General features: G+C 56.2%; 12 protein-coding genes. 8 read left to right on the forward strand and 4 right to left on the reverse strand.

The window, feature by feature from the left end:
- Positions 1–17: 17 nt before the first annotated feature.
- The 3 genes from MPQ_RS07770 to MPQ_RS07780 are packed head-to-tail and all read right to left on the reverse strand — an operon-like array spanning position 18 to position 2,975.
- Positions 18–1,514, reverse strand: coding sequence for a helicase HerA-like domain-containing protein (locus MPQ_RS07770; RefSeq protein ID WP_015830193.1), 1,497 nt, complete (start codon positions 1,512–1,514; stop codon positions 18–20).
- An 11-nt stretch (positions 1,515–1,525) separates the two neighbouring features.
- On the reverse strand, positions 1,526–2,074 hold the full coding sequence (locus MPQ_RS07775; protein ID WP_049821889.1) for a DUF302 domain-containing protein: 549 nt from the start codon (positions 2,072–2,074) through the stop codon (positions 1,526–1,528).
- The gene (locus MPQ_RS07780) at positions 2,040–2,975 is read right to left on the reverse strand and encodes a CysB family HTH-type transcriptional regulator (RefSeq protein WP_013442357.1); all 936 of its coding nucleotides are present in this window, start codon (positions 2,973–2,975) and stop codon (positions 2,040–2,042) included. Before MPQ_RS07780 ends, MPQ_RS07775 begins: the two co-directional genes overlap by 35 nt.
- Positions 2,976–3,121: 146 nt before the next feature.
- Here MPQ_RS07780 and MPQ_RS07785 point away from each other — a divergent pair, with 146 nt between their 5' ends.
- The 8 genes from MPQ_RS07785 to recQ all read left to right on the forward strand — a co-directional run bounded on the left by MPQ_RS07785 (position 3,122) and on the right by recQ (position 11,745).
- Positions 3,122–3,916, forward strand: coding sequence for a sulfite exporter TauE/SafE family protein (locus MPQ_RS07785; RefSeq protein ID WP_013442358.1), 795 nt, complete (start codon positions 3,122–3,124; stop codon positions 3,914–3,916).
- Positions 3,917–3,931: 15 nt separating this feature from the next.
- Positions 3,932–5,602 (forward strand): nitrite/sulfite reductase, encoded by a 1,671-nt coding sequence (locus MPQ_RS07790; protein ID WP_013442359.1) that lies wholly within the window; start codon positions 3,932–3,934, stop codon positions 5,600–5,602.
- Positions 5,595–6,215 (forward strand): DUF934 domain-containing protein, encoded by a 621-nt coding sequence (locus tag MPQ_RS07795; RefSeq protein ID WP_013442360.1) that lies wholly within the window; start codon positions 5,595–5,597, stop codon positions 6,213–6,215. Before MPQ_RS07790 ends, MPQ_RS07795 begins: the two co-directional genes overlap by 8 nt.
- The gene (locus MPQ_RS07800; protein ID WP_041362181.1) at positions 6,212–6,982 is read left to right on the forward strand and encodes a phosphoadenylyl-sulfate reductase; all 771 of its coding nucleotides are present in this window, start codon (positions 6,212–6,214) and stop codon (positions 6,980–6,982) included. The genes MPQ_RS07795 and MPQ_RS07800 overlap by 4 nt, the downstream gene beginning before the upstream one ends.
- 17 nt (positions 6,983–6,999) lie before the next feature.
- Positions 7,000–7,935 (forward strand): sulfate adenylyltransferase subunit CysD, encoded by a 936-nt coding sequence (cysD, locus tag MPQ_RS07805; RefSeq protein WP_013442362.1) that lies wholly within the window; start codon positions 7,000–7,002, stop codon positions 7,933–7,935.
- A gap of 72 nt (positions 7,936–8,007) precedes the next feature.
- Entirely contained in the window at positions 8,008–9,306 is a 1,299-nt protein-coding gene (cysN, locus tag MPQ_RS07810) for a sulfate adenylyltransferase subunit CysN (RefSeq protein WP_013442363.1), read from the forward strand.
- Between the two features lie 111 nt (positions 9,307–9,417).
- Positions 9,418–9,741, forward strand: a complete 324-nt coding sequence (fdxA, locus tag MPQ_RS07815) for a ferredoxin FdxA (RefSeq protein WP_013442364.1) — start codon at positions 9,418–9,420, stop codon at positions 9,739–9,741.
- A 174-nt stretch (positions 9,742–9,915) separates the two neighbouring features.
- On the forward strand, positions 9,916–11,745 hold the full coding sequence (gene recQ / locus MPQ_RS07820) for a DNA helicase RecQ (protein WP_013442365.1): 1,830 nt from the start codon (positions 9,916–9,918) through the stop codon (positions 11,743–11,745).
- Positions 11,746–11,822: 77 nt separating this feature from the next.
- Here recQ and MPQ_RS07825 read toward each other — a convergent pair whose 3' ends face one another.
- On the reverse strand, positions 11,823–13,028 hold the full coding sequence (locus MPQ_RS07825; protein WP_013442366.1) for a multidrug effflux MFS transporter: 1,206 nt from the start codon (positions 13,026–13,028) through the stop codon (positions 11,823–11,825).
- Between the last annotated feature and the right edge of the window lie 18 nt (positions 13,029–13,046).

Genomic DNA, 13,046 nt, shown 5'->3' on the forward strand with positions numbered 1-13,046 from the left:
GCCCGGTTGCATCTGGCTTATTTGCGTTTATTGCCCAGCAATGAGCCCAGCACCCCGCGGATGATCTGACGGCCCAGCTCGGCACCTATGGTGCGGGCAGCAGTTTTGGTCACGGTTTCCAAGATGCCGTCAGGCTGCCGCCCGGATGGTTTCTTGCCAGACGCTGGCGCATCTCCACCAAACAAAGTGCCCCAGTCAAAACCACCACTATCCGCCTCCTTGGGTGTTTCTTCAGAGGCTGCGGCCCTGCCCTTCAAGACTTCATATGCAGATAGCCGGTCCACGCTTTTTTCGTAGTGTCCATACAAGACCGAGGCCTTGATAATGGCGTCGCGCTCGGCATCGGTAGCAGGCCCAATGCGACTGCCGGGCGGGCAAATAAAAGCGCGCTCCACAGGCGCCGGGCTGCCCTTTTCATCCAGCAGGGAAATCAGAGCCTCGCCCACACCCAGCTCGGTAATCACGCGGGAAACATCCACCCCGGGATTGGCGCGGAATGTTTCAGCGGCGGCCTTGACCGCTTTTTGATCGCGCGGTGTAAAGGCGCGCAGCGCATGCTGCACACGGTTACCTAGTTGCCCCAGCACCACATCCGGGATATCCAGCGGGTTCTGGCTGACAAAATATACGCCCACGCCTTTGGAACGTATCAGTCGCACGACCTGCTCGATCTTGTACATCAGCGCACTGGGGGCTTCATTGAATAACAAATGTGCTTCATCAAAGAAAAACACCAGCTTGGGCTTATCCAGGTCGCCCACTTCCGGCAGCTTTTCAAACAGCTCGGACAGCAGCCACAGCAGCAAGGTGGCATAGACACGCGGCGAGTTGTAGAGGGTGTCGGCAGCCAGGATATTGATGACTCCGCGCCCTTGGGCATCCGTCTGCATGAAATCATCGAGATTAAGCGCAGGCTCCCCGAACAGCTGGTCAGCCCCTTCATGCTCAAGCTGCAGTAGCGCACGCTGAATGGCACCCACACTGGCGGTGGAGATATTGCCATATTGCGCGGTGTATTCAGCGGCATGCTCCGAGGTGTGCTGGATCATGGCACGCAGGTCTTTCAGATCCAGCAAGAGCCAGCCTTGGTCGTCGGCAATCTTGAAGATGGCGGTCAATACGCCACTTTGCACCTCATTGAGGTTCATCATGCGCGACAGCAGCAAAGGCCCCATCTCGGCAACGGTGGTACGTATCGGGTGGCCCTTGGTGCCAAATACATCCCAGAAGGTTACCGGACATGCCGCCAGGGCAAAGTTCTCCAGGCCAAGCTGCTCAACACGCGCCTGCACTTTCGGGTTATTCCCACCGGCATAAGCCATGCCCGAGAGGTCACCCTTCACATCCGCCATGAATACGGGGACACCCAGCCGCGAAAAGCCTTCCGCCAGGCTCTGTAAGGTCACAGTTTTACCTGTCCCTGTGGCTCCGGCAATCAAGCCATGGCGGTTTGCCATGCGCGGCAGCAGGTAAATAAACTCTTCGCTTTTCGCTATCAGCATCGATGTGCTCATGAATTCCTCGTTCAAATATCACCCTTGCGGGCTTTATCAATGATTTTTATCAGGGTGGCTTCCAGTTCGCGTGCGGCATCTTGAGCACGCGGGGTCGGATTCTTGATGTTTTTCAAATCGAAGGTCGGCCGGTCCAGGCCCAGAAACAGCTTTCCGGCTTTTTCATACAGGGCAATACGGCAAGGGGCGAATACAACAAACTCGGGATGGTCCAGCATGATCTCGGCGCCCAGGCCAAGATTGCAGAATGCACGCACTTCCAGCACACCATGCGGATCCTGACCGCGTTTCTTCATGTGCTCACCAATGGGAAAATTGGCGGGATTCACAAAGTTCTCGCCTTCCGACACCACCTTGAGGCTGGTCACCACATCGTCATAGCTGACGCCGGGCTCAACGGGGACTTCATAAATCGCATTATCGGGGTCCACAGGCGGCATGGCGCTGGCAGCGTTTGCCAGCGCGTTGCTCCACAGCAATCCCAACAGCGCAGCCTGCAGAATCAGGCGCAGACCATTCACGACACTAGGTCGCAGGATTGGCAGACTGAATGGCTGCATTGACGGTTTTTTTGTCCAGATGTGGCGCCAGCAATTGGATAAAGCCATAAATATAGCCTCGCAGGAAAGTATCGCGTCTAAAGCCAAGGTAGGTAGTGCTGACGGGGAATAAATGGCTGGCATCCAGCATCGCCAGCCCACTATCGCGATCCTTGTCGTACGCCATGCTCGCCATCAGGCCTATGCCCATGCCCAGCCCCACATAGGTTTTGATCACATCAGCATCAATCGCGGTGAGCACGACATTCGGTGTCAGGTTTTCTTTCTCGAAGACATGGCTGACCACCGAGCCGCCGGTCACACCAAAATCGTAGGTGATCAGGGGATACTGGGCGATTTTCTTGAGGGTAAGCGGTGTATCCGTTAGCAGAGGATGTCCATGAGGGACGACAACGCAACGGTTCCAGTCGTAGCAAGGCAGGGCAACCAGCTTTTCTTCCTTGCTGATCGCCTCGGTGGCAATCCCGATATCCGCCTCGCCACTGGCTACCTGCTCGGCCACCTGGGAGGGATTGCCCTGATGAATGGTGAGTTTCACATCGGGATATTGCTCGGTAAAGGCTTTTACCGCTACCGGCAGACGATAGCGCGCCTGCGTGTGCGTCGTGGCTATGACCAAGGTACCGGCTTGTTTCTGGGTAAAGTCTTCGCCTACTCGCTTGATGTTGTTCATCTCGCGCATGACGCGGTCGGCCAAGTCCAGTATAATCTTGCCCGGTTCAGTCACGCCGACCAAGCGCTTGCCATTACGCAGAAATATCTGCAGTTGGAGCTCTTCTTCCAGCAGTTGAATTTGCTTGCTGACACCTGGCTGTGAAGTGTGCAAGGTTTCTGCCGCCTGGGATATATTCATCCCCTGCTTGGCAACCTCATGTACATAGCGCAATTGATGAAGCTTCATGACGTATCCTGCTCCAACCTTATAACCAAATCAGATATTCATAGAATAACATATTATGAATACCGCTAGATTTACTGATAAAATAAAAAGCTTTTTCAGAAAAAATGCTTTTTGAAAAACCCTATACAAAATAACGAATTGACTCTATGGATTTTGGTTACATCGCCTCAGGATTTGCCGTAGGTTTGCTGGTAGGTATTACTGGCGTAGGTGGCGGCTCCCTGATGACACCACTGCTGGTTTTTTTGTTTGGCTTTAAACCTGCAGTCGCCGTGGGTACGGATTTGTTATTTGCAGCGATCACCAAAACCGGTGGTGTATGGGTGCATCATGGCACACATAAATCAGTCGACTGGAAAGTGGTGAGCTGGCTATCCATGGGCAGCCTGCCTTTTGCGATAGGCACCATTTATGTGATCAAGCATCTAATGTCGATAGGCAAGGAAACCACCGGCCTGATTACCTACTCGCTGGGTATTGCGTTGATCCTTACCGCCTGTGCGCTGCTGATCAGAAGCGTATTGATGCGCCAGCATACGCGCGAGATTGAAGATGTCGTCGTCAGCACTGGCCGTTTCAAGGAAATGCAGATTCCGGCGACCATCCTGACGGGCGCCATTCTGGGGGTGCTGGTGACACTGTCATCGGTAGGCGCTGGCGCCTTGGGCACCATCGCCATCTTGTTCCTGTTCCCCAAGATGAGCACCCTCAAGGTCGTGGGAACCGACCTAGCACATGCCATTCCGCTGACTGCCGTTGCCGGCATCGGCCATTGGTCGTTGGGCCATGTAGATTTCACCCTGCTGGGCAGCCTGTTGATTGGCTCGCTGCCGGGTATCTGGATAGGCAGCCACATTAGCGCGCGTATCCCGGAAAAAGTATTACGCCCAGTATTGGCAACGCTGTTGCTGATTATCGGTTTAAAATTTGTTTTAGCATAAAGGCAAGCCGTATCCATGTATAAATACGACGAAATTGACCAAGCCATCGTAGACGAACGTGTTGCGCAGTATCGCGACCAGACGCGCCGCTACTTAGCCGGTGAACTCACTGATGAAGAGTTTCGTCCGCTACGCCTGCAGAATGGCCTCTACATTCAGCGCCACGCACCCATGCTGCGTATTGCCGTGCCTTACGGCATGCTTTCCTCACGCCAACTGCACAAGCTGGCCGATATCGCAGCGCGCTACGACCGTGGCTATGGCCACTTCAGCACCCGCCAGAACCTGCAACTGAACTGGCCCAAGCTGGAAGACGTGCCGGACATCCTGGCCGAACTGGCGACCGTACAGATGCATGCGATTCAAACCTCCGGCAATTGCATCCGCAATATCACCACCGATCAGTTCGCTGGCATTGCCCCCGATGAAATCATCGATCCACGTGCCGTGGCGGAAATCATGCGCCAATGGAGCACGTTCCACCCCGAATTCGCCCTCTTGCCACGCAAGTTCAAGATTGCAGTATCCGGCACCAAGCAGGATCGCGCGATCGTGCAGGCGCACGATATCGGCCTCGAGTTCTATCGCGACAGCGAAAACAAGATGGCGATCAAGGTTTGGGTGGGCGGCGGCCTGGGCCGTACCCCTATTCTGGGTTCGGTGATCCGTGAGCATCTGGAATGGCAACATGTGTTGACCTATTGCGAAGCCATCATCCGCGTCTACAACCTGCATGGTCGTCGCGATAACGCCTACAAGGCACGTATCAAGATTCTGGTGAAGGCACTGGGCATTGATGAGTTCCGCAAGCAGGTAGAGGCCGAATGGGCCTACCTGAAAGACAGCCCCAACACCATTACCGAAGCCGAATTGCAGCGTGTGGCACAGTATTTCACCAAGATGCCATACGACACCCTGCCTGCGCATGATGCTTCGTTTGATAGCGCGATTGCCAGCAACCCGGCCTTTGCTGCCTGGGTTAAGCGCAGCGTGCACGGACATCAGCAAGCAGGCTACCGTGCGGTAACCCTTTCGCTGAAACCGCATGGCCGCGCGCCAGGCGATGCCACATCCGAGCAGATGCATGTGGTGGCCGATCTGGCAGAGAAATACAGTTTTGGTGAATTGCGTGTATCGCATGAGCAAAACCTGATTCTGGCCGACGTCAAGCTGTCCGACTTGTTCAGCATCTGGGAGCAAGCCCGCGCTGCTGGCCTGGCCACGCCTAACATCGGCCTGCTGACCGATATCATTTGCTGCCCAGGCGGCGATTTTTGCTCGCTGGCCAATGCCAAGAGCATTCCGATTGCAGAAGCCATTCAGCAGCAGTTTGATAATCTGGATTATCTGCACGATATCGGCGATATCGAGCTCAATATCTCGGGATGCATGAACGCATGCGGTCACCACCATATCGGTCACATCGGCATTCTGGGCGTAGATAAGGATGGCTCCGAATGGTATCAGGTCACCATCGGCGGCAAACAGGGCAATGACGCCAGCATTGGCACCGTAATTGGGCCATCGTTTGCAGCCGAAGAGATGCCTGGCGTCGTACAGCGCCTGATTGACGTCTATCTGCAAGAGCGTACAGAAGAAGAACGCTTTATCGATACCGTGCGCCGTATCGGCGTGGCCCCGTTCAAAGCCCATGTTTATGCCAAGAAGGAGGCCGCTCATGTCTAATCTCATCCTCGGCACCTCCATCGTTGAAGACGAATGGAATCTGGTCAAACTGCCCGTGCTGGGCGAAGAAACCGTGCGCAAGCAGGCAGGCAAAGTGGTGCTGTTCAAGCTGACTGGCGAAAAAACCTACAGCGAAGAGCAGATTGCCGCCACCGTCATCCCTGCCACCGGCAAGATACTGGTTCCGCTCTCCTTGTGGATCGCCCGCCGTGGCGAGCTGGAATCACGCCTGGCCGCAGGTGAGCTGGCCATCTGGCTGGATACGCACGAAGTGCTGGCAGACCTGGTCAGCGCATTTGACGATATCAACCAGTTGCCGCTGATTGCCGTGCACGTAGAGCGCTTTGCCGATGGCCGCATTTTCTCCATTGGCAATCTGCTGCGCACCCGTCATGGCTACAAAAACACCCTGCGCGCATTTGGCGATGTGCTGCGCGACCAGCTGTTCTTCCTCAAGCGTTGTGGTTTTGACAGCTACCTGATTCGCGCTGACCGTTCGGCAGAAGATGCCCTGGCCAGCCTGAAAGACTTCAGCCAGCCTTACCAGGGCGCCGTGGACGACAAGCAGCCGGTATGGCGTCGCCTCAGTCGGCAACCGGCTTCGCAGCCATGAGCGGCGGTGAGTTTTCCGTGCTGCGCGTCGCGGCCAGCAACCCCGCTACTCGCCCTGCATTGACCGACGAGCTGACTGCCACGGTAGCTGCCAAGCGTGCCGCACTGCTTGGCCAACTGCAGCAGATCGTGGCCGAGTTTGGTGACCAGCACGAAGTCACCTTTGCCAACAGCATGGGCGCCGAAGACATGGTGTTGACCGACATCATTCTGCGCGAGCATTTGCCTATCGAGATTTTCTCGCTGGATACCGGCCGCCTGCCGGTTGAAACCTATGACCTGATTGCCGAAGTGGAAAGCACTTACGCCACCAGGCTCAGGATCCTGTTTCCGCGTTTTGAAACCGTAGAGCGTTACGTGCAAACCAATGGCATGAATGCCTTTTACGAATCTATCGAGCTGCGCAAAGCCTGCTGCCATATGCGCAAGGTAGAGCCGCTGGGCCGCGCGCTGCAAGGCAAAAAAGCATGGATCACCGGCATGCGTGCGCAGCAATCTGCCACCCGCACCGATCTGCCACTGCGTGAATTTGATGCTGGCAACAAGCTGGAAAAATTCAACCCGCTGACCGACTGGACCGAAAAAGAAGTGTGGGCCTATATCCGCCTGCATGAGGTGCCTTATAACAAGCTGCATGACCAGTTTTATCCCAGCATCGGTTGCGCACCCTGCACGCGCTCGGTTGCCCTGGGTGAAGATGTCCGCGCTGGCCGCTGGTGGTGGGAAGACCCGACCTCCAAGGAATGCGGCCTGCACGTCAAGAAATAATTCTTACTGAAACTACTATGTCAAACTTGAACAAGAAAACCCTGAGTCATCTGGACTGGCTGGAATCCGAAGCCATTCATATCCTGCGCGAAGTTGCCGGGCAATGCTCCAACCCGGTGCTGTTGTTCTCCGGCGGCAAGGATTCGCTGTGCATTTTGCGCCTGGCCGAAAAAGCCTTCCGCCCAGGTCGCTTCCCTTTCCCGCTCATGCATATTGATACTGGCCACAATTACCAGGAAGTCATCAATTTCCGTGACCAGCGCGCTGCCGAACTGGGCGAACGCCTGATCGTGCGCTCGGTGGAAGACTCCATGAAGCGCGGCACCGTGGTGCTGAAATCGGAAGATGAATCCCGCAACAAGCATCAATCGGTGACGCTACTGGAAGCCATTGAAGAGTTCGGGTTTGATTGCTGCATTGGCGGCGCCCGTCGCGACGAGGAAAAAGCGCGTGCCAAGGAACGCATCATGAGTTTCCGTGATGAGTTCGGCCAATGGGATCCCAAGAACCAGCGTCCCGAATTGTGGAATCTGTACAACGCCCGCAGTCACAAGGGTGAAAACATCCGTGCCTTCCCCATTTCAAACTGGACCGAAATGGATGTCTGGCAATACATCGAACGCGAGCAACTGCAGCTGCCCAGCATCTACTTTGCGCATCAGCGTGACGTGGTCATGCGCAATGGCTCCATTTTCCCGGTCAATGTGCCATTGACCACCGGCGAAGTCATCAACCAGCCCAAGGCTGGCGAAGAGGTGATCAACATGCAGGTGCGTTTCAGAACCGTGGGCGACATTACCTGCACGGCCCCCGTGATCAGTGATGCTGACGACGTTTCCAAGATTGTGCTGGAAACCGCCACCACCACGATCACCGAACGCGGCGCCACCCGCCTGGATGACCAGACATCGGATGCCTCGATGGAGCAGCGCAAAAAGGAAGGTTACTTCTAGGCTGGCGGCAATGGCCTGCGCTATTCCCAAGAGACTGCCCCGATATGGGCTGGTTAGCGGATCACTGAATTAATGACGGTAGACATCATGACAACACCACAACATAACGACTCCTTGCTGCGCTTCATGACATGCGGCAGTGTAGATGACGGCAAAAGCACCCTGATTGGTCGCCTGCTGTTCGACACCAAAACCATTCTGGCCGACACGCTGACCCAGATGGAAAAAACCTCGAAGAAACGCGGCATGGGCGCGGTTGACCTTTCGCTGCTGACCGACGGCCTGCAAGCTGAGCGCGAGCAAGGCATTACCATTGACGTGGCCTACCGCTACTTCAGCACCGGCACCCGCAAATACATCATTGCCGACGCCCCCGGTCACGAGCAATACACCCGCAATATGGTGACTGCCGCTTCTACGGCCAATCTTGCCATCATCCTGATCGATGCCCGCAAAGGCGTGCTGACGCAAACCCGTCGCCACTCCTACCTGGCGCATCTGGTGGGCATTCCACACATTGTGGTCGCGGTGAACAAAATGGATCTGGTGGATTATGACCAGGCCGTGTTTGACCGTATCCGCGCTGATTATCTGGCATTTGCCGAGCAGATCGGCTTGCAACGTGCTGGCCACGACATCACCTTCATCCCGCTTTCCGCACTCAACGGCGACATGATTGTGGACCGCGGCGAAGGCCTGGACTGGTATACCGGCCCTACCTTGATCGACTTGCTCGAATCCGTGCCTGCTGCGCATTCGGAACAATCAGAAGATTTCCGCTTCCCTGTGCAGTTTGTCTGCCGCCCGCATGCCTCGGATGATCCTGAATTGCATGACTTCCGCGGCTTCATGGGCAAGGTAGAATCCGGTGAAATTGCCGTGGGTGATGCCGTCACCGCCCTGCCTTCCGGTCAGACTTCTACAGTAAAAGCAATTCAGCTGGGTGTAGAGCAGCTGCCAACCGCCATTACTGAGCAATCCGTGACCCTGCTGCTGGAAGATGAAATTGATATTTCCCGCGGTGACATGATCGTAAAAACTGGCGCAGCACCTGAGCCGGTCAAGCAGATTGACGCCTTTGTCTGCTGGCTGTCGGAAACCCCGCTCTCGGCTGCCCGCACCTATATCATTCGCCACACCACGCGCGAATCCAAGGCCAAGGTCGGCGAGATCGCCTACAAGGTGGATGTGAATACTCTGGAAGAGTTGCCAACCCAGGGGCTGGCCATGAACGATATCGCGCGCATCAGCTTCCGCCTGGCACAGCCACTGATGGTGGATCCCTATAGCCGCAATCGCGCTACTGGGGCCTTTATCGTGATTGATGAGTCGACCAATAACACGGTCGGCGCCGGCATGATCACCGGCTAGCTTATCGATTCACTGGAATTGCCTTATCAGCATTATCAATAAAAATAACGTTTTATATCGACTATAATGGCGTCTGTCTAAAAGCGCCGGGATTTTGAGAGGATTGTTTGAATGGCTTATGTTGTCACTGAAAATTGTATTCAATGCAAATACACCGACTGCGTGGATGTTTGCCCGGTCGATTGCTTTGTAGAAGGCCCCAACTTTCTGGCGATCAACCCTGACGAATGCATTGATTGCACCCTGTGTGTTGCCGAGTGTCCTGCTGAAGCGATTTACGCAGAAGATGATGTGCCTGCTGACCAGCAGGAATTCATTGCCCTGAATGCACGCCTGTCTGCTATCTGGCCCACCATTACCGGTCGCAAGGATCCACTGCCTGACGCTGACAGCAATAACGGCAAAGCTGGCAAGCGCGATCTGCTGGTCGAATAGTTTTAGCCCGGATGTCCCAGGCCTTGCCCGTCATGGCCAAAAAAGCCAAGCCCCTGTTGGGGCTTTTGCTTTTGGCAGAAGGCCTTGGGCAAGAGTCAGCGTGTCAGCGCTGCATAAGCCCTCACCGCTTACCCGCTTGCGTATGACGCCCGCCACATCACAGATAGCGCCCACATGAGCCATCAAAACGCCCAAGAGGTACTGGAAAGCATCTTCGGCTACAACCAGTTCCGAGGCCCCCAGCAAGATGTCGTTGAACATCTGGCACAAGGTGGCGATGCGCTGGTCTTGATGCCGACGGGTGGCGGCAAATCGCTGTGTTATCAGATCCCCGCGCTGTTGCGACCCGGCCTGGCGATTGTCGTGTCACCGCTGATCGCGCTCATGCAGAATCAGGTCGAGGCATTGCAGCAACTTGGCGTGGAGGCAGCTTTCCTCAACTCCAGCCTGCAGGCAGATGCCGCCTATCAACTGCAGCAACGCATCCTTTCTGGTGACATCAAGATTCTGTACGTGGCGCCGGAACGCCTGATGCTGGGCAGCTTTCTGTCATTGCTGGACGAAGTGCAGGCGCACATCGGCCTTGCGCTGTTTGCCATTGATGAAGCGCATTGCGTATCGCAATGGGGGCATGATTTCCGTCCGGAATACCGTCAGCTCACGATATTGCATGAGCGATTCCCCGATGTGCCACGGGTAGCCCTCACCGCCACGGCCGACGCCCCTACCCGCGCCGAAATCATCGAGCGGCTTAACCTCGAGCATGCCCGCCAGTTCATCTCCAGCTTTGACCGGCCGAATATTCGCTACCGCATCGTGCTGAAAAACAATGCGCGCCAACAGCTGGAGCAATTCCTCGAAACCGAGCACCCCAACGACGCAGGCATTGTGTATTGCCTGTCGCGGCGCAAGGTGGATGAAACCGCCGCCTGGCTGCAAAGCCGCGGCTGGAATGCCCTGCCTTACCATGCTGGTCTTGATGCCGCGACGCGAGAAAAGCATCAACGCCAGTTCCTGCGCGAAGAAGGCATCATCATGGTGGCGACCATCGCCTTTGGCATGGGCATAGACAAACCCAATGTGCGCTTCGTTGCGCACCTGGACCTGCCGAAAAGCATGGAAAGCTATTATCAGGAAACCGGCCGCGCCGGGCGCGATGGCCTGCAAGCCAATGCCTGGATGGCCTATGGACTGGGCGATGTGGTTTCCATGCGGCAGATGCTGGACTCGGGCGATGCGCCGGAAGAGCGCAAGCGTGTGGAACGGCAGAAACTGGATGCCCTGCTCGGCTTTTGCGAAGCCACCGGCTGTCGCCACCAGGGCATATTGCGCTACTTTGGCGAAGCGCACCCTGGCGATTGCGCCCAGTGCGACAATTGCCTGACACCGCCGGATACCTGGAATGCCACCGAAGCTGCCCGCATAGCGCTTTCCTGCGTGTATCGCACCGGGCAGCGCTTTGGCACGGGGCATCTGATTGATATCCTGATCGGCAAAGTAACGCCGCAAGTGGAGAAGTTCAACCATCAGCAAGTCAGCACCTTTGGCATAGGCAAGCAATACAGCGTGGCGCAATGGAGCAGCGTATTCCGGCAACTGGCCGCCAGCGGTTTGCTTGAAGTCGATATCGCAGCCTATGGTGGCCTGCGCCTGACCGATGCAGCGCGGCCCGTATTACGCGGTGAATGCGAAGTATGGCAACGTCAGGACCCGACGCCTGCAGGCAACCGCATGAGCAAGGCCGAGCGCAGCTCACGCGCCAAAGAAGCCTTTGCAGGTGCGCAGGATGATCCCTTATGGCAAGCATTGCGCGCCAAGCGCATGGAACTCGCCAAGGAGCAAGGCGTGCCGCCTTATGTCATTTTCCATGACAGCACTTTGCTGGAAATTCTCAACCGCAAACCGCAAAGCCTGACCGAACTGGGCCAAATAGGCGGCGTGGGACAAGCCAAGCTGGCACGCTACGGCGATGATTTCCTGAAAGTGCTGGAAGACCACGCCTGAACATCTTTTCGCGCCTGTTCTCAAGTGCGATGCAAGCCGCTAAATCAAGCGGGATTAACAAACACTCAAGACGGAAGTTATTTGTCCTGACTGGCAGGCTTGATTGGCTGCCACACCAGGCTGGCGCGCGTAGCCAGAAACCCGAGCAACAGATACCCCGCCATGCCCAAGGCCAATCCCGCAGGATGATGCCACAGCAAGGGAATCAGCAAGCCAGCAGAGACGGTTGCCAGCACCATCTGCATGAATGCCTGGCCAGACGAAGCGGTGCCGCGCAGTTTTGGCATGCGGTCCAGTGCGGCAATCGACAGGTTAGGCAACACCAGCGCTGAGCCTATGTTGTAGAGCACGATGGGGGCAATGTTCCATAAAGGCTGCGGCGGCAGCAACCAGCACACCAGCAGATTCAATATGGCGGCCATCGCCATCCAGCCATAGCCCAGTCGAATGATGCGGTGCGCACTGTAACGACCAGCGCTGTGGCGGGCCAGATAAGAACCCAGCATCATGCCGCAAACAGTCGGGATGAACATCCAGCCAAACTGCTGCGGCCCCAGGCCAAGGTGCTCAACCAGAAAGACCGGCGCCGCCAGCACATACACAAAAAACCCCGCAAAATTGGCGCCCACGGCGACGACCAGTTTCAGATATTCCCTGTCGCCAAAAACCTGGGCATAGCCCTGCCAAACTGCCCGCGCAGAGAGTGACCGGCGCTTTTCGGGCGGCATGGTTTCCGGTAGCCAGCGTTGTACGCACAGCATGGCGAGCCCCGCATACAAAGCCAGAAACACAAAAATGGCCTGCCAATGTATCCCCAGCAGCCAGCCACCCATGATGGGCGCTATCGCAGGTGCCAGGCCAAACATCATCTGCAATTGCGCCATCACCCGCTGCGCCATCACGCCTTCAAACAGATCGCGCACCATGGCGCGCGCCACCACATTGCCTGCGCCTGCGGATAGTCCCTGTATCACCCGGAAGAACCACAGGGTCTCCACGTTAGTGGCAAACGCGCAGCCGATGGATGCCAGTGTAAAGATGCCCAGCCCGATGTAAATCGTCCGCAAGCGGCCAATCGCATCTGATATCGCGCCATGCCAGAGCGTCATCAAGGCATACGGCAACAGATAGGCCGTCAGACTCTGCTGGATGGCCAGATTGTCGGTATGAAAATCCTGCGCCAGCGTATGAAATGCCGGCAGGTAGGTATCAATGGTGAATGGCGCCAGCGCAGCCAGGCCAGCCAGCAGGAAAGACAGGGTAAGAGCGGAGGCTTTATGCATGTGGGTCATTATAGGAGG

Origin of the sequence: Methylovorus sp. MP688 (assembly GCF_000183115.1) — a bacterium.
GTDB lineage: Bacteria > Pseudomonadota > Gammaproteobacteria > Burkholderiales > Methylophilaceae > Methylovorus > Methylovorus glucosotrophus.

What these genes read in the sequence shown, in the direction of transcription:
- MPQ_RS07770 (WP_015830193.1), bottom strand. Translation starts at nt 1,514, where the DNA reads ATGAGCACATCGATGCTGATAGCGAAAAGCGAAGAGTTTATTTACCTG.
- MPQ_RS07775 (WP_049821889.1), bottom strand. Translation starts at nt 2,074, where the DNA reads ATGCAGCCATTCAGTCTGCCAATCCTGCGACCTAGTGTCGTGAATGGT.
- MPQ_RS07780 (WP_013442357.1), bottom strand. Translation starts at nt 2,975, where the DNA reads ATGAAGCTTCATCAATTGCGCTATGTACATGAGGTTGCCAAGCAGGGG.
- MPQ_RS07785 (WP_013442358.1), top strand. Translation starts at nt 3,122, where the DNA reads ATGGATTTTGGTTACATCGCCTCAGGATTTGCCGTAGGTTTGCTGGTA.
- MPQ_RS07790 (WP_013442359.1), top strand. Translation starts at nt 3,932, where the DNA reads ATGTATAAATACGACGAAATTGACCAAGCCATCGTAGACGAACGTGTT.
- MPQ_RS07795 (WP_013442360.1), top strand. Translation starts at nt 5,595, where the DNA reads ATGTCTAATCTCATCCTCGGCACCTCCATCGTTGAAGACGAATGGAAT.
- MPQ_RS07800 (WP_041362181.1), top strand. Translation starts at nt 6,212, where the DNA reads ATGAGCGGCGGTGAGTTTTCCGTGCTGCGCGTCGCGGCCAGCAACCCC.
- cysD (WP_013442362.1), top strand. Translation starts at nt 7,000, where the DNA reads ATGTCAAACTTGAACAAGAAAACCCTGAGTCATCTGGACTGGCTGGAA.
- cysN (WP_013442363.1), top strand. Translation starts at nt 8,008, where the DNA reads ATGACGGTAGACATCATGACAACACCACAACATAACGACTCCTTGCTG.
- fdxA (WP_013442364.1), top strand. Translation starts at nt 9,418, where the DNA reads ATGGCTTATGTTGTCACTGAAAATTGTATTCAATGCAAATACACCGAC.
- recQ (WP_013442365.1), top strand. Translation starts at nt 9,916, where the DNA reads ATGAGCCATCAAAACGCCCAAGAGGTACTGGAAAGCATCTTCGGCTAC.
- MPQ_RS07825 (WP_013442366.1), bottom strand. Translation starts at nt 13,028, where the DNA reads ATGCATAAAGCCTCCGCTCTTACCCTGTCTTTCCTGCTGGCTGGCCTG.